Here is a 24,730-nt window from a genome sequence, read left to right as displayed (position 1 = left end):
TTACTGGATTTTTTCTAAATGCCTCATAAGGCTTCCCCAATTTTTACGCTCTTCGCTGTTCGGGTCATGGACGAGTACACTTTCTCGATTGAATATCATGACTGGTCGGTGTTGGAGATTATAAGCACTCCACTCGGGAAGCTTGGGCGTGTTCGGGTTGCCGCTTTGGGCGAAACAAATCCAGGAGTGATGCATTTCTTCCGCTAACTTCTTTCGCTCTTTTAGAATTCCGGTTAACTTTTCCGTTCCCGCTCTTGAAAGGGTATTCCAAACAAATGGCAGTTCTAAGCCGTGGCAGGCTTTCAGCTCTCCACCGTAAGCAGGAGTTTCCCAGTCGAACCGGTACATCCATACCGGAGCACCTATTTTCACCTGAAGTTCTGCAAGTTTCAAAGCCGGAAATGTAAACAGGCTCATCGTCATCAAGTTATCGTAGATTCGTTGATTCAGCTCTTCTCCATTGATTAGGTGTTGTGAAATCCCCTGCCAATTAAGGCCGAATGCATGCTCGAAAATGGAAGAAATTTCTTCCGCATCGCTTTGCTTCCAACGAGGGTCAAAAAAACTAAAGAGCCGGTATTCGTCCTTATTCGTACCAATCAAGACTGGAATCTCTTTCGCTATCCCTTCCGCTACGGCTTGTTCTGGATGCATAGGGAGCAAGTCGCCTTCTATCACCGGAACAAGACTCATTGCAGGCAATAAAGCCGCTGTATCGACTAATTGCTGTGCTGGAATTTGCCTAATCTTGTCCACTTCACCATGACCAATTTTTAGCGCAGCCAAAAGGCGACCGCTGACTTTTCCCGCGATGGTCGAACTGAGAACGGTTGCTGCTGCACCACTTTGCATAATCGCCTGATGGAACAACCCTTTTGCTTTTGGAACTGCCAACAAGACACCGATGCTCATGGCACCTGCAGATTCGCCGAAAACCGTTACGCGCTTCGGATCACCGCCAAATTTCCCAATGTTGTCTTGTACCCACTGAAGAGCCGCAATTTGATCTTGAATACCGCAATTGCAGGACTCTGAAAAATTATCGCCGCCAACATCACCCAGGTGCAAAAAACCGAGAGCTCCCAAGCGGTAATTGAATGTTACGACAACAACGTCCCCTTCAGCCGCAAAAGAACGGCCATCGTAGGTCTGGCTGGAGCCTGCTCCGGACGTAAAAGCGCCGCCATGAATCCATACCATGACCGGACGGCGTCTACTGTCAGCTGCAGGTGACCAGACATTCAAGTAAAGGCAATCTTCACTAGTATTATCTGTTTGATTGCCTAAAAACTCCATGATTCCATTAGAGGCCTGAATAGCGGCCGGACCGAATAAAACAGCCTCACGCACTTCTGTCCATGGCTCCGGAGGCTGTGGTGCACGAAAACGTCGACCGCCGATAGGCGGCTTGGCATAAGGAATGCCTTTCCAGACAATCACATTCCCCTGCTGCTGGCCTCTCAGCTTTCCGTATACACTTTCAACAATGGTTGCCGTCATAGTTTTCTCCCCTTACCGATGGTGCTTTGTCCCCTATATTCTAACATTCATCGGCTTGAATAGCCTTATTTTATCTGATTATTTAGTACAATCAAAAAAATTATAGCACATACCTTATTTGAACAGAAAAAAAGACCCGGAGCTTTTGCCCGAGTCTTTGGCTGTTAAAATAAACCGATGGCTTTCCCATCAGCAGTAACGTCCATATTCAGTGCAGCAGGCTTCTTGGGCAGACCTGGCATGGTCATGATATCTCCTGTCAGGCAGACCAAAAATCCTGCACCCAGCTTTGGAATAACTTCACGGATCGTAATGGTGAACCCTTCAGGACGACCTATTAATTTAGGCTGGTCCGATAACGAGTATTGCGTTTTCGCCATACAAATCGGCAAGGAATCCCAGCCGTATTTTTTCAATTCGACTAGTTGCTTTTGCGCGAGGTCCGATAATTGAATATCCGCTCCACCGTATACTTTTTGAACGATTGTCCGAAGTTTATCTTCAATCGCATCGTCTTCTTTGTACAGGTGTTGGAAATTTGTTGGACGCTGCAATTCCTGCTTGACCAGCTTGGCCAGGGCAATTCCACCCTGTCCACCTTTTTCCCAGACTTCCGTCATAGCAACGGCAACCCCTTCTGCTTCCGCCCAATCCAATACTGCCGTTAACTCCGCTCTACTATCACCGGCAAAGCGGTTTAGCGCCACAACCGGCTCAATACCAAATTGGCGAATCGTATCCACATGCTTTTCTAAATTGACCATGCCACGTTTAACGGCATCTGCATCTTCTTCTACCAATAGATTTTTCGCAACACTGCCATGCATTTTTAGCGCACGGATAGTTGCTACGATTACGACGGCATCCGGATGGAATCCGCCTTTTCTCGATTTGATGTGCATGAATTTCTCTGCACCCAAGTCTGCTCCGAATCCCGCTTCCGTCACCACAATATCCGCTACTCTTCTGGCCGTGTTCGTCGCAATCAACGAGTTGCAGCCATGGGCGATGTTGGCGAACGGACCGCCGTGGATGATGGCAGGTGTTCCTTCAATCGTCTGGACCAGGTTAGGCTTAAAGGCTTCTTTCAGCAATAACGTCAAAGCCCCTTCCACTCCAAGGTCTCTTACCGTGATTGGTTCTTTATCATACGTGTAGCCGATGACTATCTGTGCCAGTCGCTCTTTTAAGTCTACCAAAGAAGTTGCCAAACAAAGCACTGCCATAATTTCTGAAGCCACGGTAATGTCGAAGCCGTCCTGGCGAGGAATTCCTTGCCCTGGACCACCCAGCCCAATGGTTACTTGGCGTAGTGCACGATCATTAATATCCAGCGCGCGCTTCCACGTAATACGACGCGGGTCGATATTCAAGAGATTTCCTTGATGCAAGTGATTATCAATCAACGCAGCCAATGCGTTATTTGCTGAAGTGATGGCGTGGATATCTCCTGTGAAATGCAGATTAATGTCTTCCATTGGCAGAACTTGTGCAAATCCGCCGCCCGTAGCCCCACCTTTCATCCCCATGACTGGACCTAAAGATGGTTCGCGTAGCGCAACTGCCACCGATTCATTCAATTGTTTAAACGCATCCGCTAACCCTACCGTAACAGTAGACTTCCCTTCTCCGGCAGGAGTCGGACTAATCGCTGTCACCAAAACCACTTGTCCCATTTTTTGAACAGGCGGCAATCGATCCACATTGATTTTCGCTTTAAAGTTTCCGTATAATTCCAAGGCTTCTTTAGAGATGCCTGCCTGTTCTGCAATTTCCAGAATCGGCAGGATAGTCGCTTCGCTCGCAATCGATAAATCCGTAAACGCCATGAATAAAATCCCAACTTTCAATTTTTCATTCAGTATACCTTGTTTTTCATCAAAACGAAAAAATAACCGCCTCTCTAAATTGTAGAAAGGCGATTACTATGTTTATACAAACTGAAAAATAATTTTCTATACAAGTTGAACGAATGGTTTCAGCCTGTCGATATTCCGCAAACCAGCTCCGCTTTTGGACCAAAATCCTATGGGCACAAAGCGTCCGTCTTGAGCGACTTTTTCGTTTACGCACCCTCATTGAATTGAAAAACGATTTCTTTAGTCAAAATTTTATAGCTGTTTTTTTCTTTCCCTCACGAAACACTAAAAATCTGTTTTCATCTTGTTCCAAAAGCCCAAATCACCCATTAGAACCGAACATCCCCAATGATCGTCAGTTCCGGGAAATCTTCCTCTACTGTTGCCAATAGATCATTTTCCTCCAACTGCTCATAGAGTTCTTCTTCATCGGCTTTTTGGACCGGCTCCAGATTTTTGATAAGATCATGAAACTTAAGAATGTATTTTTTTTGACCATTTTTAGTCAACACATAGACATCTAGAGTCTCGTACTTTTTCACTTCTTTCAATTGCTGGTGCTCCAAAATCGATGCTGCATCCAACTTGTTGAAGTGGGTATAAAGGAACCCTTCCGAACGCCCTTCTTCCGCTGAAATAAAGCTCATTTTTGCGTGATGCCGGTTGATAAAGCGTTCGGACAAAGACTGATGAAACGAAATGGTTTCCCATTCTACGTCGTTGCTGTACTTCTCGATAAAACGCTCAGATAAAATCTGGTGGCGCGTTACCCGCGTCCAGTCTACATGACGAGCATGGCGATGAATCAATGGCATTGGCAAATACTGATAGCGGCACAGCTCTGCCCAAGCCAATTTGTCCTGGTGCTTCTCAATAAACGCAGGCGACAATCCTTTGGAGTTGGCCAACTGTTGCTTCATCGAAACAAGTTTCCAGTATTCTACCGCATCAAACGGGGCGCCTTCTTTTTCAACCATCTTTTGCTGCTTTTTACTAAGTTCTTCTGCAGCGATTGAGCGCCATTTCTTTTTATCCGCGTATTTCTCGATAAAGGTTTCAGAAAGTCTTTGCTTCTTAATAATTTCATCCCAAAACAAGCGATTTCTATACTTCCGGATAAAGCCTTCCGATAATTTCTGGTGACGTGAAATTAGCTTCCAATTCACTTGATCCAGGTTTTCTTTCATGAATCGTTCCGATAACTGCTCTTCCTGGCAAATCTGATTCCAAGGGATGGAGCGTTTGTCTGTCAGTTTCTTTTCTTCCATTAATTCGGCTAAGGAATTGAACATATAAACCACTCTCTCTTTGCATTTTGATAGTGTCTATATTAACATGCCTCTCAACGAAAAACCCGCACGCCGGTCGAAACCGAAATGCGGGAAATGACTTTCTCTTCTATTGTCCGTACTAGCCTTCCTTATCTTCTGGATCATCCTGCAGGTCTGGGACCCTCCCGCCGTCTGTTATCTCCATGTCTTTTTCCTGCTCCCTCATTTCCTTTTCCAGTTGCTTTTGCTTTAATTCCTCTAAATTTTTGTCTCTCGCCATTGTAATCCCTCCTTCTCTTTATTCATTGTCTTATTCCCGTATACTAGCTATTGAAATTGAAAATTGTTCCTCTCCAAGAATTTCACATCTTGCTTTTCCTGAAGCAAAATCGTATTTTGTAGTTAGTATTTTAGAAGCAAAAGCCATATAGTTAAAATCATGACTTGCCTCACAAATTATAGGGAGGATGAAAAGACATGCCAAGTATCAATCACCGCATTTATTGGTCAAGCATCGTACAGGATTCGTGGCAGCTGTTCATTGCCAGAACAGAAAATGGATTGTGTTATGTAAGCTCTCCAAGTGGGAGCTTTGAAGAATTTACGGCTTATATTAAAAAACAGTTTCCTTCGGCTACTTTGGAAATCAACGATGACTTTCTGGCTCACTATAGTCAGGAATTAACGTCTTACCTGAAGGGTTCAAAGCAAAAATTTTCATTACCTATCGACGTAAAAGGCACTCCCTTTCAGCAACAAACATGGCAGGCATTGAAAGAAGTTCCATATGGGCAAACCATCTCTTACTCTGAAATTGCCAATCGCGTCGGCAGGCCGTCAGCCGTTCGGGCAGTGGCAACCGCAATTGGTGCAAACCCCCTGCTTATCACTGTCCCATGTCACCGCGTCATCGGCAAGAACGGCACCATGACAGGATACAGGGGCGGCCTTGCTTTCAAACGTTTTTTACTCGATTTAGAAATACAAAATTCAGCAAGAAACTAAACGAACTCCCGCTTCTGAAGAAGCGGGAGTTCGTTTTTTATTCAAATCCATTATTTTTTCTTTTTAACAATCGCTACTGTACATCTCGATACACAAATAAGTTTTTCTTCTTCATCGACGATTTTAATATCCCAGACCATTGTTGTTCTGCCTTTATGTAATGGCGTACCGATGGCGGTGACCATTCCTTCCTGCTTGCCGCGAAGATGATCGGCATTGATCTCTAAGCCAACGGCAATTTCGTTTTCCTGATCGATCAACTGCCAAGTTCCGACACTGGCAACCGACTCAGCTAATACTACAGAAGCACCGCCATGCAGCTGTCCGAATGGCTGGTGCGTAGCTGCATGTACAGGCATCGTCGCTAGTACTTTGTCCGGTGTGATCTCACCGAATTCAATTCCCAATACACCTGCAATTGTTTCTTCTACCGGTTTCATTTGCATAATAGCATTCTCCTTTTCAATTTAAAAACTCCTCAGCTTTTAGTATGTTGGCTGAGGAGCCGTTTCCTTAAGCTTTGTTTTTAGCATAGAGCTCACGCAACAGGAATTTTTGTATTTTTCCGCTGGCATTACGCGGTAGTTCATCGACAAAGCGATAATTTCTCGGACGTTTGAAGCGTGCAAGCTTATCGTGATTGACGCAAAACTCTTCCAATTGCTGCTCAGTCAGTAACGCATCCTTGACGACAATAAACGCCATTACTGCCTCTCCCCATTTTTCGTCAGGAATCCCAAGAACAGCAACATCCTGGATGAGCTCATGCTCATGCAAAACATCTTCCACTTCACGTGGATAGATATTTTCGCCGCCACTGATGATCATGTCGTCCACTCGGTCGGCCACAAACAAATAGCCGTCTTCATCCACATACCCTAAATCACTGGTGTGATACCAGCCTTTATACAGCACGCGAGACGTTGCCTGTGGACGATGGAAATAACCTGCCATCATGCTCGGCCCTCGTACAATGATTTCCCCGACTTCAAATGCCCCTACTCTGTCATCCGGTTCTGATGGCCCTTTTTCATTCGGGCGAACGATTCGAATTTCGTGGTTAAAGGCAGGTTTGCCGGCAGATCCCGCTTTAGTCAACTGCTCATCTTCGGCGAGAAACGTGATGGCCGGGCCCATTTCCGTTTGGCCATATGCCTGAATCAATTCAATTCCCAGAACTTCTTTGACCCATTTCACCAATATAGGTGCCATTGGAGCGGCACCGTACAATCCACGCTGTAGCGTTTTGACCTTCGCGTCTGCCCCATCTAAATCAGCCATCACGCTCCACATGGTCGGTACGGCAAACATGACCGTAACTTTTTCTTTTTCGACAGTTTCGACTGCAGCTTGAGGGTCGAATTGATGCATGATGACGCTCGATGCCCCTGCTTGAACGCGCGGAATGACGCAGCAATGCAATTCAGCACAATGAAACATTGGTGCAATAACCAGACCTACATCATTTTTCGTGTATTTCAGCATCGCAATGCATGTCATGCTTTGTTCAGCCATATCGCGATGACGATGAATCACACCTTTGGGGCGACCTGTCGTCCCGCTCGTATACATGATAGCGTAGGTGTCCATTTCATCAACTTGCACAAATGGGTCTGTCGGAGGCGCTGCGCTGACCTGTTCCTGATAGCTCACTGCATACTCCGGCACATCGCTGTCTATAAACCAGAATTGAATACTTGGAAACTGTGCAGCGACTCTTTTGATCGTGTCTTTTAAGGCTTCTTCAAAGAGAACAACCTCAGGCGTCGCATCATTTAAAATATATACCAACTCTTCGGGTTTTAAACGAAAGTTGATGGGATTAAAAATAGCTCCAATTTTGGCACAGGCAAATAATGTAGTAGGCAATTCACTATTGTTAAACAAAAAGCTTGAAACACGGTCACCTCTGCTGACTCCTGCCGAGGTCAGCGCATTTGCTAAACGATGAACTTCATCACTCCATTGCGAGTAGGTCCATCTTTTCCCTCTCCTTATATCAACCAGCGCTTCTCTGTCCGGGTATTGGCCTACTGTCTGATCAAAGATTCTGCCAAGTGTCGCATACATTCTTTACTTCTCCTCCTTCTAATGTAACCGTTCTCTTTGCCCATTTTCTTATATGATGTCAGAAAAAAGGTAATATTGCAACAACTCAAAGTCTCATCTTTGCTTAAGAAAGTAGTCCTTTTTTCTATTTAGATGTACTCAAAAAGAAATCATTGCAAAAGACTTCCCACTCATTTTTTCTTATTTTGATTTTGCAGAAAAAAATTAACAAATTAAAAGCAGTAATTTAGTATTGGCTATTAACATTTGTGAAATAAGTCCGATAAACTTTATATACAAACTGTCGCTTTCTGCAATTCTTTAATTAGGCGAACTCAACCAAAGTGGCAATGAATGTAAAACCATCTTTTCATTACTTTTGTTTTTGTAACACAAATGTAATATTGAAACTTATTGCCTATATTAAATTAATTATATAGACTTAAGTAAATCATAGATAATAGATTGAATTATCTATAAACAGAAAAAGGGGTTTGAGGATGAGGAAAATTATTTTTACGTTATTTGCAGCTACCACATTATCATTGGCAATTGGCATTTCGGATACAGAAGCTAGTAACTATACGATTAAACCAGGAGATACGTTATGGAAAATCGCTTCAAGTAATAATGTTTCAGTCGATCAGCTGATCACCTGGAACAAGCTAGCATCCAACTCTATTTATCCAAACCAGAAAATCAAGGTCGCAGCCGCTTCAGCTCCAGCTGCTACTCCACAAAAGGGCAGCACTCCTAAAACATCGGCAATCTCAAAAAATACATATACGGTAAAAGCAGGAGACACGTTGTCGCATATCGCAAGGATCCACAGCACCAGCGTCAGTTCCGTCCAACAACTGAATCGACTGTCAGGCAGTGCCATTCGCCCTGGACAAAAGTTAACGGTCAGCGGAAAAGTTCAAGCCTCTGCACCAGCAACGACCGTCAAAGCTCCTGCAACAGCTCCAGCTGTCTCTACAACCAGCACATATCGCGTGGTCAGTGGCGATACCCTAACAAATATTGCTAAACGCCATGGCACATCCGTTTCGAAATTAATGAGCGCTAACGGATTGAAAACGAGTTCAATCCGCGTCGGACAGGCACTAAAAATCGACGCAAGTTCAGCAGTAAGCCAGCCAGTAACCGTTTCTAATCCAATTACCACTGCGCCTGTGCCATCAGGAGATATTTCTACACTTATTGCTACAGCTAATTCCCTATTAGGCACACCTTACAAATGGGGCGGCGCTGCACCAGGTGGTTTCGATTGCAGTGGCTTTATCTATTACGTCTACAACAAGGCCGGGGTAAACGTTCCCAGAACCAACACCACAGGTTATGATGCATCATCCTATACAGTAAGTTCTCCTCAAGTCGGCGATTTAGTGTTCTTTAAGAATACATACCGTGCAGGAATTTCACATATGGGCATTTATATCGGCAACAACAGCTTTATTCACGCTGGCGGCAATCGGGTTCAAATTACTAGCTTGAACGACAGCTACTGGGGCAAACATTTCGACAGCTACAAGCGTCTAAACGCAATGAAGTAAAGAAAAGCGCAAGCGCCCGTGTAGCTCTGACGGGCATAAGGCAGATCAGCGAAGTGGCGTTCTTTGCCACACAGCTGAGTTGACTTATGACCCGAAGAGCTGGGCGCTGGAGTCTGGACAATAAAGAAAAGCGCAAGCGCCCGTGTAGCTTTGACGGGCATAAGGCAGATCAGCGAAGTGGCGTTCTTTGCCACACAGCTGAGTTGACTTATGACCCGAAGAGCTGGGCGCTGGAGTCTGGACAATAAAGAAAAGCGCAAGCGCCTACTATAACAAAGAAGAGCAGTACCGGTCCATTCGGTGCTGCTCTTCTTTGTTTTCCACATGCAAGTCAGCAGTTTGGCACAAAGAGAATTCCATTAATTATAATAATTATCACTTAGAATTAATTTTAATTTAAATACTGATATCATGAAGTTTGTAGTGTTTTTTATACATAAGAGAATGAGGTGTTCGATTCATGAGTACAAACAAAACAGGTTTAACAACCAGCTGGGGTGCCCCAGTAGGAGTAATCCAGCTGCTGGATTACTGGCTTTTTTCTATGTCCACAAAAAGAATTCGAGCTTCCTACAGAATTTTATCCATTAGAAAAAGAGGCCCACTAAGGCCTCTTTTTCACTCTTCTTCGCTATCGGCTAACTCATTCGCGATGATTTTCGCCAGATCAGAACCGTTTTGTATGCAGGCACCAATTCCCACTCCAAAATATGAGGAACCTGCCAATTTAATACCCGGAACCAATTCTTCCATTTTTAGCTCCAGTGCGCTGATAGCGGTTTTATGCGCCATATGGTAATTGGGCATCAAGTTTTCCCAGCCAGTCACTTCGACAGCCAGAGGCGCTTCTTCAATCCCCAAACTCTTTCGGACATCCTCCATCGCTACTTTCGCCAGCTCTTCTTCAGATAAACCTTTTAGCATTTCATAAGAAGGATGCGAACTCTTATAGAATAGCCGAACCAGTAATTTATGGCTTTTCGAGGTATGGCGCCATTTCCGGCTGGTCCAGGTGCAGGCATTGCAGTGCAGGTCACTTTCTTGTGACACAATAAATCCGGTACCATCTTTTGGCAGTCGCTCGTCTAGAATATCAAATCCGAGATAGACACTGATTAACGAAGAATTTAGAAACTGATCGAATTCGATATCCAGCTCTACTATCCCTAAAAGCTGCTGCGCAACTTGATGAGGTGTGGCCAAAATTACGTAATCGGCATCTATCATCTCTCCATCTTCAAGTTCCACCCGGTAGCCTTCCTTATTTTTATTGATCGACTTGGTTCCGACCCCTTTCAATATGCGGGTATGGTCCAGCTTATTTTCCAGTCTATCAATCAGAACCTCCATGCCTCCGTCAAATGAAATGAATTTTTTATTGGCCACTCCTTGGAAAAATTCCTTATTCGCTTCAAACCCCTTAATAAGGCTGCCGTATTCATTTTTGTAATCAACCAGGTACGGCAAAGTCGACGCCAGCGTCAGTTCATGGAGATTGCCCGAATAGACACCGGATAAAACAGGCGCAATCTGGTTTTCAACCAATTCTTTGCCCAGAAAAGCTTCAAGAAACTCACCGATCGAACTGTCCCGTGTAAAACTTTCATTGACACTGTTAAAATCCTTCAACGCTGCCTGCTTGCCTTCTTCAGAAACGAGCGTTGAACTAAATAATGCTTCTTTACTCATCGGAATACCAAAAACAGAATCTTTTGGAATAGCATGCAGTACCTTATTGGCATATAAATAAGAAATTCCAGTACCATTGTAGACCATCCGATTTCCCAATCCCAACTCTTCAATCAACGGCATAACGCTCGCATGACGTGCAACAATGGAGTCTGCCCCGACTTCCATGACGAATTCGTCACCTGTTACGGTCTTGATCTTACCGCCCAGCTGCGGCTCCCGCTCAATCAGCACCAATTCGAGATTGAGGTTTTCCTGCAGGTTGAGCTTCTGCAAATAATACATTGCGGAAAGGCCGGTGATGCCTCCTCCGATGACTACAGCTTTTTTCAACTTTATCCACTCCTTGCTTATGCTTACATTCTACCAATATTTCGAACTGTCAGCAGGAATCTTTTTGTCTTTTTTTAATACGCTTTTTCGATGTCCCCATGGTAGGATAAAAGATAGATACCCGTATTTTCTATGCGGAAGGGAGAGACGTTTAATGATTAACGCTATTGACCAGAATATCATAGAAAGACGCTCAATCAAGAAATTCAAAGCTGATGCTGTCGATCTTGAGGAAATTATCGAACTGTTGAATGTCGCCAAATGGGCACCCAATCATAAAGTTAACGAACCTTGGCGTTTTCAGCTGTATACAGATGCTGGCAAAGAAAAATTTGTTCAGGCATTTATTGAATCCATGCTTACTCCGGATGGAGAAACCCCACCAAAAGTGCTCAATAAAGCCGATTACTTCCGCAGCATTCCACTTCACTTGGTCGTCATCATGCCCGAAGACCCGAGACAAAGAAGATGGGACGAAGACTATGGCGCAGTTTCTTCCATGCTGCAAAACTTTCAGCTGGCAGCCTGGGAACGCGGCATCGGTATGATCTGGCGCTCCAACGACTGGATCTACAATCCTGTGTTCCGCGAGGCCATCGGTGTGAAGCCAGGCGAGAAAATCGTCGCTACGATGATGATCGGCTACCCTGCCCACGTTCCTACTAAACAGGAACGCACGGATATCCGTGAGAAATTGACTATCATTAGCGAGTAATAAAACAATTTGAAGAGATGGCGCAATCTGCGCCATCTCTTTTGGTTCGCTAAAAATTCTTTTGAACACTTGGTGCACACCAGGAAGCTGGGTCAGCACATAAATTATTTGATGTCCATGGGAACTACTTCAAGGAGCAGCGGTCTAATAGAGAAAGAACACAGAATTTTGAAGGAAAAGGGTGACGGTGTGATGAAAACAGCTTGGATGGCTTTTTTATACCTGTGCATTTTCGGCTTATCCGTTTATGTTTATTCCACTCAACTGAATGGTCCGGCTGCTGGACTGCATCAACGGCTCCTGCCTGTCGAGATTAAAACGGTGAAGGCGGGGATGAGCGAAGATGAACTGCAGAAAATCGTGCAGGATGCCAAGGCAACCGGGGACGTACTGTCCATTGCCGGCATGCAGCACAGCCAAGGCGGGCAGACGGTGTATCCGAACGGCATTATGATCGATATGAAGCCCTACAATAAAATCCTCGCAGTCAATGAAGAAGAAAAAACAGTGACTGTACAGAGTGGCGCAAGGTGGGCTGATATCCAAGAAGTGATCAATCCCTATGGCTTATCACTGAAAGTCAGCCAGTCACAGAACATTTTCACTGTCGGTGGTTCACTGAGCGTTAATGCCCACGGTTTAGACATTCGCAACGGCGGTTTAACAGATACCGTTTCCTCCATGCGTTTAATGAATGCTGACGGAGAAATTCTCCAGTTAAGCCCTGCGGAAAACAGGGAATTGTTTTATGCGGTTCTTGGCGGCTATGGCTTGTTTGGCATTATTTTGGATGTCACGCTACAGCTGATTGATGATGAGTTGTATGAAACTAAAACGGCAAGCATGTCTTACAGCGACTATCCGTCGTATTTCAAGCAGCAGGTACAGAACGAACCGGATGCAAAAATGCATTTGGCACGTATTTCCATTGCACCGGAGTCTTTTATGGAAGAAATGTATACGATTACGTACAAGTCAGCCCCAGACCAAACACCCTTTCCTGAATTTCAAAAACTGAAAACCGAAAACCTGGTGGCAGTACCGAAGTTTTTCCTCGGGCTTTCACGCATCAATGATGCCGGAAAAGACAGCTTTTGGAAAGCTCAAACAACCTATACACAGCAAATCGATGGAAATTTTGTTTCACGCAATAATGTCATGCGGTCAGATTCAGAATTCATGGAGTATGATAATAGCCGGAAAACCGAAATTCTTCAGGAGTATTTTGTACCCGTAGATCAATTTGAACAGTATATCCCGGCGTTAGCAACTGTACTTGAAGCCAATCCTGAGTTTAATTTATTGAACGTCACCATCCGCTATGTCGGACAAAACGATGATGCGGTATTGTCCTATGCCAAAGAGGATATGTTTTCACTTGTACTGCTGGTCAACCAGGGAACCGATACCAAAAGTGTCCAGAAAACGCAGGACGTCGTCCGGGAAATGATCGATGTGACACTTGCACATGGTGGCAGTTATTACCTGCCTTACTTTGGATACCCGACAAAAGCACAAATGCAGGAAGCCTACCCAAGAACCGAACAATTCTTTGAATTGAAAGACCGGTTTGACCCGGACCATCGTTTTATGAATCTTTTTTACGAGGAGTATCGGCCATGAACTATAAGCGTTTCATCTATTACCAAGGCACCGTTAGTATGGCATCCAGCATGATTTTCCCATTCTATATTCTGCTAATCAGAAATGTCGGAGACAGCTATGCCCAGTTCGGCTGGGCATATGGCTTATTCGCATTGACCGCCGCATTGTGCTACCCGCTGATTGGAAAATACGCCGACCGTGTCGGAGATAAAACCTTTCTGGTCATCTATTCCTGGGGGATGGCCATCCTCCTGCTGTTCTTTCCACTAGCTTCAGAGGTTTGGCATGTCTACATTCTGCAGGTTCTGATGGGTGTGCTTGGTGCGGTCCAGAGAAACTCCGAAAAAACGGTTCTGGCGCTATGTCACAAAAGAAATTGCCGGCACGCAAATTGGCCGCTACCATGTCTGGACCTCTGTCGCCGCTGCCCTCGCCGTCATCGCCACCGGCTATCTCGTTGATTTTCTGACGATTGCCAGCATCTTTTACGTCGCTTCTCTTGTTTTCGCTTGGAGCGGGCTGCAACTGTTGAAATTAGAAGCTACTGGAGCATAGACAATCATTGCTGTTCATCTCAAAAAAAACGTCTTCCTTCCGGCCATCGCAATGGTTGGAGGGAAGACGTCTTTTCAACATAAAAAAATTACACAGTCTTTTTATTTAATACAGACATGGCTCCCATCGCCCCTGAAAATTCCCCATTATCTGGAAACACAGGAACCGAGCCGCGCAGAATGGTATAACTTGTTACAACTTCCTTCAGCAATGGATTATCAATGAAGGAAGAGCCAATGTAGACGATGGTTGAGCTTTTGCACTGTCGAGCCGCTTGCACACTGACTGTACTGACCGTTTCACCCACTAGACCGATGACCGTCGCCAGCAGCTCTTCTTTCGTCAAATCTCCCGAAATGGAAAACAGGTTCTGCCCGAAGTTACTGGCTGTCAGTTCTCCTGAGATAGGAGGCTCCTTGCCTTCGTAGATATGCTTAACCTTCAAATCAATCCGTTCGCGGGAACCCTGTCTTGCCAACGCGACAATGTCGTCGTAACAAGTAACGCCCGTCAACAGATGGCTCAATCCGATCAACGTGCCTCCACCGACACCGGTGCCGCCCAAACGCTCATGAATATTGTCTTGAATACAGTGAATAGAGGTTCCAGTTCCAACATTTGTCACCAGATATGCATCTTCCAAACGGCCCATCTCCTTGAGAAGAACCTGCACACCAAGGTGAGTCGCTTCAAATTCAACCATTTCCTGAGCTGGCTGATGGAGCAAAGAAACCAGAACACCCGACCTTCCACCTGTTACACAAACTTTACTGTCACCAAGACCGTTCACCCAGTCGGCAACTTGCTCAATTTCAGCAATTGGATACTTTTCAAAATGGACTTCTCCTTTTTTCGTATATGCCACTTTGATCAATGTACCGCCCGCATCTATTCCGACAATCATTTCCGCACCTGCTCTTTCTCGCATTCTTCTAAAAATGCCAGATAATATATACACATATGATGAAATTTTACCACACTCGTTTCTGTTATGGGAGATGTTTGCCGGTTGGTTTCAAGAAGCAAGAATTTCTTCTTTCTATCTGTTATGTTAATCAAGGAAGTTTAACGGGTATAGCATACCCAAGACATCAATAAAACAGAGGAGGAAATAATATGGATGCTGCAATATGGCTTTACATAGCACTTGCTATTTTCGTCGTTGGGCTGATTATCGCGATAGTCGGGGTTGTTATGCTGATATCAGGAATCAAGGAACCAGTTAAAAAGATGAAAGGTTCCGCAAGCAACCTGAAAGAGCGGGTCGATAAGCTCAATTTAGAGGCAACAACTTTATCGCATCACGCAAATGAATTAAAAGAAGATCTTCAAATGAAAACTGAAAAAGTTAATACGCTGATTGATGCGGGAAAAGGCACAGTGAATTCGGTCATCGACTTAAACGCTTCGGTCCGCGCAATTACCAGTAACATTTCGTTAAGAGTGGATCATGACAAGCAGAGTGTTGCGCAAGTGAACCAATACAGCAACACAGCCATGGGTTTTCTCGATTTTATAAAAACCCAGATATCTTCTGAAACTATCAACTCCACCTATACTCCGACATCTGTGGCTGATGAAGGTCAGTTGCCAAAAAACTATTAAAAAAATTAGAAAAGGCAGCCATCGCGTAGGCTGTCTTTTCTAATGGAGTATAGGTTCTTACTTTAAATACTTAGAGTTTTTGCATCCTGTGAACGCAGTTCAAGGACCATCTACAAGTGGAGTTTTTACTGAAGAAAAAGCTGCGCTAGAAGTAAGTTCAATACCTTTTAACGCAGCTTTTTTAGTATCCACTTCTTTTTGCTTAATTAGCTTTTCAGAATTTCCATATTTTTATGGATGTTGACCTGATGCGGGAATGGAATTTCGATGCCCTTTGCATCCAATGCTTCTTTAATAGCTTTGCGCAGTTGTCGTTCTACCGCCCATTGCTCTCCATTCTTTGCTCTTGCAATGATTCGCAAAGTAACGTCTGACGCACCAAATGCTTGTACGCCAATAACATCTGGACCTTCAACGATACCCACAGCTTCTGCCGCCACATGCGCACAAGCTGCCTGTATGACTGCCATCGCTTCGTCGATGTTTTCATCGTAAGAAATGCCAATATCCACAAGCGCGCGCATATTGCCACGCGAATGGTTACTGACTGTAGTGATGTCCCGGTTCGGAATATAATTTAACGTGCCATCGAAACTGCGAATCTTCGTTGTTCTTAAACCTACCGCCTCCACAATGCCATCCATGCTTCCGACAGTTACGTAATCATTCACATCAATTTGTTTTTCCAGCAACAAAAAGAACCCGGTAACGACGTCACTAACAAGGCCCTGTGCCCCGAATCCTATCGCCAGTCCAACAATTCCAGCACCGGCAATTAAACTCGCCACAGACAAACCGAATATATTGAATAAAGTTGTAACCAATATGAAGATCAAGACGTAAGAGAACAGGTTTTCTGATAAGCTCTGAAGCGTTAATGCACGGCCTTTCGTAACATCGCCTTTTATCAATAATTTATCGAAGAAACGGTTTATCAGTTTTTTTCCGATCGCTTTCACCAAAACAAAAGCAATCAGAATTCCAATTATTTGAGCTGCAATTACTCCAGCTCCAAAGAGGAGCGTTTCCCCGTCGAAATTTTTAAAACTAAACAAAAAACCATCCTTTCTATTTTCAGGGTGAAACAGCAGGGTTTTGCCGCAATCGTTTTCCATATTCCTGTTCCTTTATAACATACATAGATAGATGATTTCACTCCCGGATAGGGTTTTCTGTTTTTATAGCATATTTCGTTTACAATTTCGCTTTTCCCTTTACAGATCCAATTGTTTTATTTAGAGAATCGCACTGATCCGAACAAAAGAAAAGAAGAATCTTCATGCGAAGCGTCTTCTCTTCCGATAGCCTGAGATATGTAAACTTGTGTCTAGTCAAAAGTACGTTTAAAACCCTATACAATTGGAAATTAAATGTATTTTTTCTAGCAAATCGACTTTCTCTTCTTGCTCTTCAAAGTTCATCGGAATAGGGGTTGTAAATGTAACTTGGGTTGGTATTAAGTTACATTCAAAAGAAGGATTTTTTTTGCTCCTAGATTGCAATATTAAATGCAACAAAACATGAAAACCCATTAAACTGCGGATTAGGCGATGTTGGCGAGTTCTTCTAAGAAGCACGCTTCCGGTGTCCGGTACCCGAGAATCTTTCGCGGCAGGCGGTTGCACCAGTTCTCTGCGTACCGGATGGTTTCCTCTGCCACTGAATGGATCGCTTTTCCTTTTGGGATGAAGCGGCGGATGAGCCCGTTGTGGCGCTCGTTCGTTCCGCGCTCGCAGGAGGTATACGGGTGTGTAAAAAAGACTGCCGTTTTGTCCTTTTCGAGCGACGCAGCCAGTTCTGCGAACTCCGACCCGTTGTCGGAAGTAATGGTCTTGAAGACCTGAGCGAAGTTCGCGTCAAACTTGTTCCGCACGAGTTCCAACGCTTTCGTAATGGAATCACTGCCCTTGTCATCGATCCGGATGATGATTTCCTGGCGGGTCTTCCGTTCAGTCAGCGTCATCAAGGCTTCGTCCTGGCTTTTCTTGCCGATGACCGTATCGATTTCCCAATGACCGAATTCGGTCCGGTCTTCCACGGCTTCCGGTCGCTCTTCGATACTGCGGCCAAGCACGCGCTTGTTCACTCGGATCCGCCGCTTTTTTGTATTCAGCCGCACTTTCATCGGGAGGTCGATGTTTTTGACCCCGATGTAGCCAAGCTCGATGTAATTGTAAAGCGTTTTGGTGCAGACCCGTTTGCCTTCGAATTGTTCATGGAGTGTTGCAGATCCGCAGACCGCGTCGGGTGACCAGTGGTCGTCCAAGATTTTGGTTTCTGTGTACTGGATAAATTCGATGGCGTCATCTAGCTTGAGGTTGGCTCCACAGGCTTGGCGGTTTTCTTCGTATTTCAGCTGTCCGGTTTCCGGAAAGTAGGCTTCGAATGTCGCACGGCCGGTCTTCATCTGCGTGACGGTGCCACGTTTGAGTTCTCGGCTGATTGTGCTTTTGGCGCAGCCAATCGCTTCTGCAATAGCGGTTTGGGTTTTTCCCTCCTCCTGAAGCGCGGCGATTCGCCCACGGTCGAAAGGGGTCAAGTGTTTAAACGAGCGTTTTGATGTGGTAGACTGTGTGTGTGCCATAGATAAACCTCCGTATCGATTGATGTTTCGTCGACTTAATCATACACGGTTTATCTGTGGCTTTTTCTGTTTTTTTAGCAAGTTAGCTGTTGCATTTCATTTTACAACTAGCCGATTTTTTTTGCTTACAAACGTTTATTTAAAGATGATCCATAATTAACTGTGCATACAAAAGTACAGAATTTAGAATTCAAGCCGTTTATAAGAGGATTCTTCTTTTCTTTTAAGGAATACAAATATATCCTATTTTCAAAAGGCAGTGATTTTATAGATGAAGTATCAGCAGAAGAATTTTGCGGAAGAACTAAAGATAAAGATTCAGGAGATGGAATCGGCCTTAAAAGAACATAGTGAAATTGTGTTAAGAGAAAACAAATTCATCTTCGAAAATAGAAATCTTGAGTTTTATGTTGGTTTTGATCTTGATGGTTCAGATCATTTCCAGCCAGGCTACTGTTCCACTATTTCGATTGGTATATCAGATAAATTCAATCCAGACGGCGAACTCATTAACTTGCATATTATTACAATTTGGGAATGCCAACGAAGGGTTTTGGGTTTACCTATTTCGAAAAACATACCTGGGAGTAAAATTATCGGAGAATTTCCGGATGAATCTCTAGAAGAAATAAAAGAGGAATTGAAGGAATACATCGAAGAATTTTTAAACGAAGAGTATTAGAAACTGAATGGAACTTAATTCAAATTAAGTTACTTTTAGAATTTGCTCATCATAATCGATATTTTATTACTTATATGTTATATTCGGCGTATGGAAAAGCCAAAATGGACAGTCAATGCATATAAAAAAGACAATGGCGAAGAACCTGCTGCTGAGTTTTTAAACTCGCTTCCCAAAAGGAAAGAGCGAAGGTATTACGCACCATTCAATTACTGGGAGAGTTTGGTCCAACGCTGCATATGCCACACAGAAGACCGATAGAGAAAGACATCTATGAACTCCGCACAATTCTAGTCAGCACTAGCTTTCGCTTTTTCCGTTTTCATTACGAAAATGGTGAATTCATTTTATTGAATGGGTTCCGAAAGAAAACTGGAACAACACCACCTGGGGAAATCGAGCGCGCTAAACGCTATTTAGACGGATGTTCCTTCTCTCATGCAAGAATACGATAAAAACCAGGACGAGCAAACGAATAGCTCCAATCTAGTTGAAAGTTAATAATAACGCCTGTAATAACCCCCGATCGGCCAAATGGCCGATCGGGGGTTATCATTGTTTTGAATGTAACTTAACTGCACTTTTGTTACATTCAGTTTTCAGTGTTCACTGCCCTAATTCTTTTTAGATTTCGAAAGAGTTGCTGGATTAAAATCGGTAAAAAACTAATGTTGTTTCTTTAGAAACTTCAAAATCAATAAAACGGAATACCTTTAATTTAAGGTATTCCGTTTTATTGTTACTCTACTTCTCGGAGCATTTTTTCTATGATCATAACTCGCTCATTCATATCATCAAGTTGCTTCTTGACTAGCACAGTATTTTCTCTTTCTAACGCAATTCGTTCATTTGCTCTTTTTTCACTTCGCTTAATGATTTTGTAAATGATAAAGATAATAATTGCTGGTATGATGATCGAAAAACCTAATATAAATGTGGTTGCTACTATATCCCCTATATTAAAGCTTGTTGTCTCAGTCACTCTCTTTTTCTCCTTTATTGTCATTTTTCTTTTTAACGCTTAAAGAATTTGCTAGCTTATGTACCAATTGGTCGTTCAATTCAATTTGAAATGAATTAAGCATGTAGTATTTAGCTGCTTTTCCACTCTCTAAAATTTCCATATCGCTCGTAACCAATTCGGCCTCCTCTAGTTTTTGTAAGTGAAGATATAACAGTGGTCTACTAATACCTAATTCTCTTGCAAGCTGACTCACGTATTGCTTCCCTTCTGAAAGAACGGCAATAATTCTGAGTCGATGGGAATTCGACAAAGCTTCAAGGACTGTAAGTAAATGATCTCCTGAATTAAAATGTGTCATATGTAAGTATAATATTACAGGTATATATATAAGTCAATTCTTGATCATGGATAGTTTAAAAATTTTATAAACTTCATTCTTCACTTTTCATTTCAACGTGTTCGTAAACGTACCAAAACACTTCACGAACGTTCGTCATTACCGATATATATTTCCGAACCAAAATTTCGTTTCTATTTTATTTCAGAAAAAAGCCGAGTGCTTTGTTGGGCACCCGGCTCTTACCACTATTCATGTATCCAAAAAGTTCTTTCCAACTAAGCTCTTTGAAGAAAAAATGAATGCTTCCACTAACCGAACGGTGTTATTAAGATCATCCAAATCGACAATTTCGATGGGGGTATGTGTATAGCGAGAAGGAATGGATATCACTCCTGACGAAACCCCGGTAGATGTCATGTGGATTGCCCCGGCATCTGTACCGATGCCCATGAAAATTTCCTGTTGATGCGGAATATTCTGTTCTACCGCAACTTTTTCCAAAAGTCCTGTGACAAGCGGATGCGATATCAATGACTTGTCGGCGATTTTGATGCAGGGCCCGCTCCCGAGCTTCCGCGTTCCTGTCATTAAGACATCGTACGTATCACTAGTCGGTGTTGTATCGATGGCCAAGGCAAAATCAGGTTTGAGATTTGGTGATAGTACAGAAGCTCCTCTTAACCCCACTTCTTCTTGAACCGTAAAGACACAATAAATTTCGCCATGTTTACTGTCTTTTTTCGACTGAAGATTGTTGATCAGTTCGATCAACACGGCACAGCCTGAACGGTCATCGAGTGCTTTTCCGACTACGCGATTGCGTTTTTTGTCTCCTACTAATTTTAGGCCACTGCCATAGCTTATTGGCTGACCAACTTTAATGCCCATTTCCAGAATTTCTTGTGCCGAAGATGCCCCGACGTCGATATACAAATCACGGTGAGAAGTGATTCTTTTTGGATCGTCCCATTTCACATAATGAACAGCTAAAGTTCCGATTACTCCTTCAATGTAACCATCCGCCCCTTTAATAGTGACAGGTTGTGCCAGCAGCACACGATTATCAAATCCACCGAGCTGTTCAAAACGAAGTGTGCCGTTCGGCTCGATTTTTTTGACGATAAAGCCGATTTCATCTGCATGTGCTGCCAGCAGAATCGATGGCAACTGAGGATCTGTCGCTTTTATCGTCGCAATCAGATTACCCAGAGCATCCACCTCCAATTCATCCACTTTATTCTCTATTTCATTTTTGATAAAGCGTTGAACGTCTTGTTCAAAACCACTTGGCCCTACTAGTTCACATAGATTTTTTAGCAATTGATACAAAGCTCATCCACTCCAATTATTGGTTTGATAAATAGACATCCGTCATTAAATCATTGCTCATCGGATGCGGTATATAGTCTTCCACATAATCGCTTTGTGCAAGCGGTGGAGTTGTATAAGCGAGCATTACCCACGGCGCGTCTTCTTGGAACAACTGTTGCGCTTCTTTATAAAGCTCAGTCCGTTTGTCTTGATCAATGGTTTCACGGGCTTCTGTGATCAACGAGGTAAATTCATCACTCTTATAGAAGGCGATATTCTGTGCCGGCACTTGTGCATTGGTTTTGCTTAAGTTTGGATACAAGAAGTTATCGGGATCAGCCATGACGCCGGTCCAACCGTACATCGCCATACTGTGCTTGCCGTTTTTCGTATCTTCCAAATAGGTTGCCCATTCCATCGAGACGATTTCAGCCGTAATACCAATTTCAGCTAAATCTGACTGGATCGCTTCAGCAATTTTCATTGGTTCCGGCAAATAAGGACGCGGATTGCTCATTGTATACAGTTCAGTTTTAAAGCCATCTGCAAATCCTGCTTCAGCTAATAGCTTTTTCGCTTCTTCGACATTGTAATCGTATTTTTTCAACGTATCATCATGGCTCCACAGTGAAGGAGGCAATGGACTCGTTGCGGTGTCCGCTAACCCGTTATAGAATGCATCTACAATTTCTTCTTTATTGATTGCCATGCTAATTGCTTTTCGGACTAATGGATCATTAAACGGTTCTTTTTCCATATTGAAGGCCATATAGCCGATATTAAAACTTGGGCGCTTCTGCAGCTCTAGCCCTTCTGTTTCTTCTACGATATTCGTGTCACCAGCGTTCATGCCGTCTAAGACGTCAATTTCTCCAGCTTGTAGAGCGTTCAATCGTGCTGCATTTTCAGGGATTACTTGATAGATAAGTTTATCCAAATAAGGTTTTCCGTCCATCCAGTACTCAGGATTTTTTGCTAATGTAATGGTACTGTTACGGCTCCACTCTTCAAACTGGAACGGTCCTGTACCTACTGGATGCTCATACAATTTGTCACCATACTGCTCAATAGCGGCCGGGCTTGCAATCCCGAACATGGAAATGGCTAAGTAACTAAGGAATGGAGCCGTTTTACGTTTCAGTTTGATTTCAAGCTCATGCTCACCTGTCGCTACCACATGCTCGATTAAATGATTTTCATCTCCTTTAAATCCGCCATAGAGGAACGGATAATAAGGAAAATCTCCTTGGTGGTATGGGTTTTCTGGGTCCATCCACCGCTCAAAATTGAAGACGACCGCTTCCGCATTAAAGTCAGTTCCGTCATGGAATGTGACGCCTTCACGTAATTGGAATGTCCAAGTCAAGCCATCTTCACTCGAACTATACTCAGTTGCCAGTTTCGGCTGTAATTCTAAATTTTGGTCGTATTCCAACAAAGTTTCAAAAACATTGTGAGTAACCCGTATGGACTCGCCATCTGTCACATTGATGGGATCCAGTCCAACCGAATCAGCTCCACGGCCATAAATCAATGTGCCCCCCTGCTTGTCTTCTTCCGTCATCTCTTCTCCACTGTTTTCCGCACTCCCTGTTTCATTGTTCCCAGAACAAGCTGCCAGCAATAAAACCAAAATCAGTAAAAGGCAAATTGGACGATATAGATTTTTCTCCATTATTTTTCCCCCTCGTATGTTTTTTGATACTTTTTATCTACATAACGGAAGCTAATTCCATATAATTATAGACAATAAGAAGATAAGGTTAAGTATAAGCATATTAATGCAAATTATCAAATGAGTATTCTGAATTTTCTTTTCAAATGAATATAATTTAGTTTTTTGAAGATGTCCAAATAAAAACTCTACATCTTCAGATTGCTTCACTACTCTCTATATCACTTCCCGATCAACCCTTATAGCTATACAAACTAACCCGATGCAAATTTTAAGCATCAAAAAAAGCCATCCACTAATCGTAAAATGGATGACTCTACCTATTATCAGTCGTTTAGTTTTCTTTTTTCGGTTGTACTGTAAGATCTGTTGATCACTTTAAACAATTGTTCGATTTTATTCAAAATATCCAGTGACAGCAAGCCATTGCCTTCTGCAGTTTTCGGATAGCCAAGCGGCATTGTGCGGCGAACCAATTGAGCATATAACTCAGCTTCTGTTAGTTCACGGGCAAATTCTTTTTCTGCAATATTTTTAATTAATGCCAAAGCTCCAGATACATGTGGCGTTGCCATTGAAGTGCCTGACAAACTGGCATATTTCCCTCCCGGATACGTCGAATAAATGTCGACGCCTGGAGCTACTAAATCGATTTCATCATTCGTATTGCTGAAATTGGCAATTCTTCGATCAAAATTCACTGCTCCTACTTGAATTACCTCACCGTAAGCTCCTGGATAAGCGAATTCGTTGGTATCGTGAAGGTCATCTCCTTCGTTGCCTGCAGCACAGACAACTGGGATACCGACGTCTACAGCACGCTTAATCACCTCGTGGAGATCCGTTACATCTTCCGGTCCTCCAAGCGACATGGAAATGACCGTTACCGTTTCCCCGTTCGGTCCTCTCCAATCAATCGCAAACTGGATGCCGTCGATGATTCCCTGATATTCCCCGCCGCCTTCCCCCGCCAGCACTTTCAAAATGAGCAGCTGAGCAGATGGTGCCACTCCCGCTATTCCACCATCTTTTCTATAGGAAGCAGCAACAGTCCCTGCGACATGTGTGCCATGGCCGTTATTATCGTCAAAATTCGCTGCATCGCCATCGAAATCAGGCGTAAAGTTTTTCCCACCAATAATTCGGTCTTGCAGATCAGGATGATCCGGCTGACAACCGGTGTCTAAGATGGCAATGATCGTCCCTTTCCCTTTTTCTGCTGCTTCCCACACTTCAGGAGCTTCGATCATCCGTATACCTTCGGGAATCTGTGGTGCCTGTTCAACTATCTCTTCTACGCGGTAAGGAATTAAATAGAGCTTCGTCATTCGTTTCACTCCCCTTAATTTCCAATTCTTTTCTTACTTCACTTAATTCGTCATGTTCTGTCCGAATCCTTTAATATTCAAATGAAAAAATCGATGCCTATTGT

21 protein-coding genes and 2 pseudogenes are annotated in these 24,730 nt (G+C 43.5%); 8 read left to right on the top strand and 15 right to left on the bottom strand.

The annotated features are described in order from the left end of the window. The 4 genes from BBH88_RS01750 to BBH88_RS19080 all read right to left on the bottom strand — a co-directional run bounded on the left by BBH88_RS01750 (nucleotide 1) and on the right by BBH88_RS19080 (nucleotide 4,910). Nucleotides 1-1,500, bottom strand: a complete 1,500-nt coding sequence (locus BBH88_RS01750; RefSeq protein WP_006831057.1) for a carboxylesterase/lipase family protein — start codon at nucleotides 1,498-1,500, stop codon at nucleotides 1-3. 164 nt (nucleotides 1,501-1,664) lie between these two features. Beyond that, nucleotides 1,665-3,329: a formate--tetrahydrofolate ligase gene (locus BBH88_RS01745; protein WP_006831058.1), complete on the bottom strand. Its 1,665-nt coding sequence runs from the start codon at nucleotides 3,327-3,329 to the stop codon at nucleotides 1,665-1,667. 359 nt (nucleotides 3,330-3,688) lie between these two features. Next, on the bottom strand, nucleotides 3,689-4,651 hold the full coding sequence (locus tag BBH88_RS01740) for a hypothetical protein (RefSeq protein WP_006831059.1): 963 nt from the start codon (nucleotides 4,649-4,651) through the stop codon (nucleotides 3,689-3,691). Between the two features lie 118 nt (nucleotides 4,652-4,769). Further along, nucleotides 4,770-4,910, bottom strand: coding sequence for a hypothetical protein (locus tag BBH88_RS19080; RefSeq protein ID WP_154669113.1), 141 nt, complete (start codon nucleotides 4,908-4,910; stop codon nucleotides 4,770-4,772). Between the two features lie 197 nt (nucleotides 4,911-5,107). Between BBH88_RS19080 and BBH88_RS01735 the strand changes: the two genes are divergently transcribed. Further along, nucleotides 5,108-5,635: a methylated-DNA--[protein]-cysteine S-methyltransferase gene (locus tag BBH88_RS01735; RefSeq protein ID WP_065536244.1), complete on the top strand. Its 528-nt coding sequence runs from the start codon at nucleotides 5,108-5,110 to the stop codon at nucleotides 5,633-5,635. Between the two features lie 50 nt (nucleotides 5,636-5,685). Here BBH88_RS01735 and BBH88_RS01730 read toward each other — a convergent pair whose 3' ends face one another. Together BBH88_RS01730 and BBH88_RS01725 are read right to left on the bottom strand one after the other, a co-directional pair. Further along, nucleotides 5,686-6,081 (bottom strand): hotdog fold thioesterase, encoded by a 396-nt coding sequence (locus tag BBH88_RS01730; protein WP_065536245.1) that lies wholly within the window; start codon nucleotides 6,079-6,081, stop codon nucleotides 5,686-5,688. 67 nt (nucleotides 6,082-6,148) lie between these two features. Then, a complete protein-coding gene (locus BBH88_RS01725) occupies nucleotides 6,149-7,705 on the bottom strand; it encodes a fatty acid--CoA ligase (RefSeq protein ID WP_065536246.1) in 1,557 nt (518 codons plus the stop codon). Between the two features lie 479 nt (nucleotides 7,706-8,184). On the opposite strand from BBH88_RS01725, the gene BBH88_RS01720 reads away from it, so the two are divergent. Then, nucleotides 8,185-9,240, top strand: coding sequence for a C40 family peptidase (locus tag BBH88_RS01720; RefSeq protein ID WP_065536247.1), 1,056 nt, complete (start codon nucleotides 8,185-8,187; stop codon nucleotides 9,238-9,240). 618 nt (nucleotides 9,241-9,858) lie between these two features. Here BBH88_RS01720 and BBH88_RS01715 read toward each other — a convergent pair. Further along, nucleotides 9,859-11,262, bottom strand: a complete 1,404-nt coding sequence (locus tag BBH88_RS01715; protein WP_065536248.1) for a protoporphyrinogen oxidase — start codon at nucleotides 11,260-11,262, stop codon at nucleotides 9,859-9,861. 154 nt (nucleotides 11,263-11,416) lie between these two features. Between BBH88_RS01715 and BBH88_RS01710 the strand changes: the two genes are divergently transcribed. The 3 genes and pseudogenes from BBH88_RS01710 to BBH88_RS01700 all read left to right on the top strand — a co-directional run bounded on the left by BBH88_RS01710 (nucleotide 11,417) and on the right by BBH88_RS01700 (nucleotide 14,137). After that, nucleotides 11,417-11,977 carry a nitroreductase family protein gene (locus tag BBH88_RS01710; protein ID WP_006828185.1) on the top strand — a complete coding sequence of 187 codons (561 nt, stop codon included), beginning with the start codon at nucleotides 11,417-11,419 and terminating at the stop codon, nucleotides 11,975-11,977. A 192-nt stretch (nucleotides 11,978-12,169) separates the two neighbouring features. Beyond that, nucleotides 12,170-13,600 carry an FAD-binding oxidoreductase gene (locus BBH88_RS01705; RefSeq protein WP_154669112.1) on the top strand — a complete coding sequence of 477 codons (1,431 nt, stop codon included), beginning with the start codon at nucleotides 12,170-12,172 and terminating at the stop codon, nucleotides 13,598-13,600. After that, nucleotides 13,597-14,137, top strand: a pseudogene (locus BBH88_RS01700) (MFS transporter). Before BBH88_RS01705 ends, BBH88_RS01700 begins: the two are co-directional and overlap by 4 nt. Nucleotides 14,138-14,225: 88 nt before the next feature. On the opposite strand, the gene coaW reads toward BBH88_RS01700, so the two are convergent. Next, on the bottom strand, nucleotides 14,226-15,041 hold the full coding sequence (gene coaW, locus BBH88_RS01695; RefSeq protein ID WP_006828182.1) for a type II pantothenate kinase: 816 nt from the start codon (nucleotides 15,039-15,041) through the stop codon (nucleotides 14,226-14,228). Nucleotides 15,042-15,253: 212 nt separating this feature from the next. On the opposite strand from coaW, the gene BBH88_RS01690 reads away from it, so the two are divergent. Next, a complete protein-coding gene (locus tag BBH88_RS01690; protein ID WP_065536249.1) occupies nucleotides 15,254-15,742 on the top strand; it encodes a DUF948 domain-containing protein in 489 nt (162 codons plus the stop codon). Between the two features lie 206 nt (nucleotides 15,743-15,948). Here the strand turns inward: BBH88_RS01690 and BBH88_RS01685 are convergent, their stop codons facing one another. Then, nucleotides 15,949-16,857, bottom strand: coding sequence for a mechanosensitive ion channel family protein (locus BBH88_RS01685; RefSeq protein WP_238323379.1), 909 nt, complete (start codon nucleotides 16,855-16,857; stop codon nucleotides 15,949-15,951). A 428-nt stretch (nucleotides 16,858-17,285) separates the two neighbouring features. Beyond that, nucleotides 17,286-18,326, bottom strand: a complete 1,041-nt coding sequence (locus tag BBH88_RS01680) for an IS30 family transposase (RefSeq protein WP_065536250.1) — start codon at nucleotides 18,324-18,326, stop codon at nucleotides 17,286-17,288. A gap of 271 nt (nucleotides 18,327-18,597) precedes the next feature. On the opposite strand from BBH88_RS01680, the gene BBH88_RS01675 reads away from it, so the two are divergent. Then, complete coding sequence (locus BBH88_RS01675; protein WP_006828179.1) at nucleotides 18,598-19,008, top strand: hypothetical protein; 411 nt, start codon at nucleotides 18,598-18,600, stop codon at nucleotides 19,006-19,008. Between the two features lie 179 nt (nucleotides 19,009-19,187). Further along, nucleotides 19,188-19,463 (top strand): annotated as a pseudogene (locus BBH88_RS19970) (type II toxin-antitoxin system RelE/ParE family toxin); the annotation flags it as partial. Between the two features lie 284 nt (nucleotides 19,464-19,747). On the opposite strand, the gene BBH88_RS01670 reads toward BBH88_RS19970, so the two are convergent. From BBH88_RS01670 to BBH88_RS01650, 5 genes are all read right to left on the bottom strand, one after another. Further along, the gene (locus BBH88_RS01670; RefSeq protein ID WP_006828178.1) at nucleotides 19,748-19,990 is read right to left on the bottom strand and encodes a hypothetical protein; all 243 of its coding nucleotides are present in this window, start codon (nucleotides 19,988-19,990) and stop codon (nucleotides 19,748-19,750) included. Next, complete coding sequence (locus BBH88_RS01665; protein WP_040851634.1) at nucleotides 19,983-20,330, bottom strand: ArsR/SmtB family transcription factor; 348 nt, start codon at nucleotides 20,328-20,330, stop codon at nucleotides 19,983-19,985. Before BBH88_RS01665 ends, BBH88_RS01670 begins: the two co-directional genes overlap by 8 nt. Before the next feature lie 231 nt (nucleotides 20,331-20,561). Beyond that, nucleotides 20,562-21,641, bottom strand: a complete 1,080-nt coding sequence (locus tag BBH88_RS01660) for a M42 family metallopeptidase (RefSeq protein WP_006828176.1) — start codon at nucleotides 21,639-21,641, stop codon at nucleotides 20,562-20,564. 16 nt (nucleotides 21,642-21,657) lie between these two features. Further along, on the bottom strand, nucleotides 21,658-23,298 hold the full coding sequence (locus BBH88_RS01655) for an ABC transporter substrate-binding protein (RefSeq protein WP_065536251.1): 1,641 nt from the start codon (nucleotides 23,296-23,298) through the stop codon (nucleotides 21,658-21,660). Nucleotides 23,299-23,624: 326 nt separating this feature from the next. Continuing rightward, nucleotides 23,625-24,626, bottom strand: a complete 1,002-nt coding sequence (locus BBH88_RS01650; RefSeq protein ID WP_065536252.1) for a S8 family peptidase — start codon at nucleotides 24,624-24,626, stop codon at nucleotides 23,625-23,627. Between the last annotated feature and the right edge of the window lie 104 nt (nucleotides 24,627-24,730).

It is taken from the genome of Planococcus antarcticus DSM 14505 (genome assembly GCF_001687565.2).
Lineage (GTDB): Bacteria > Bacillota > Bacilli > Bacillales_A > Planococcaceae > Planococcus > Planococcus antarcticus.
This window is presented reverse-complemented; position numbering and strand designations above follow the sequence as displayed.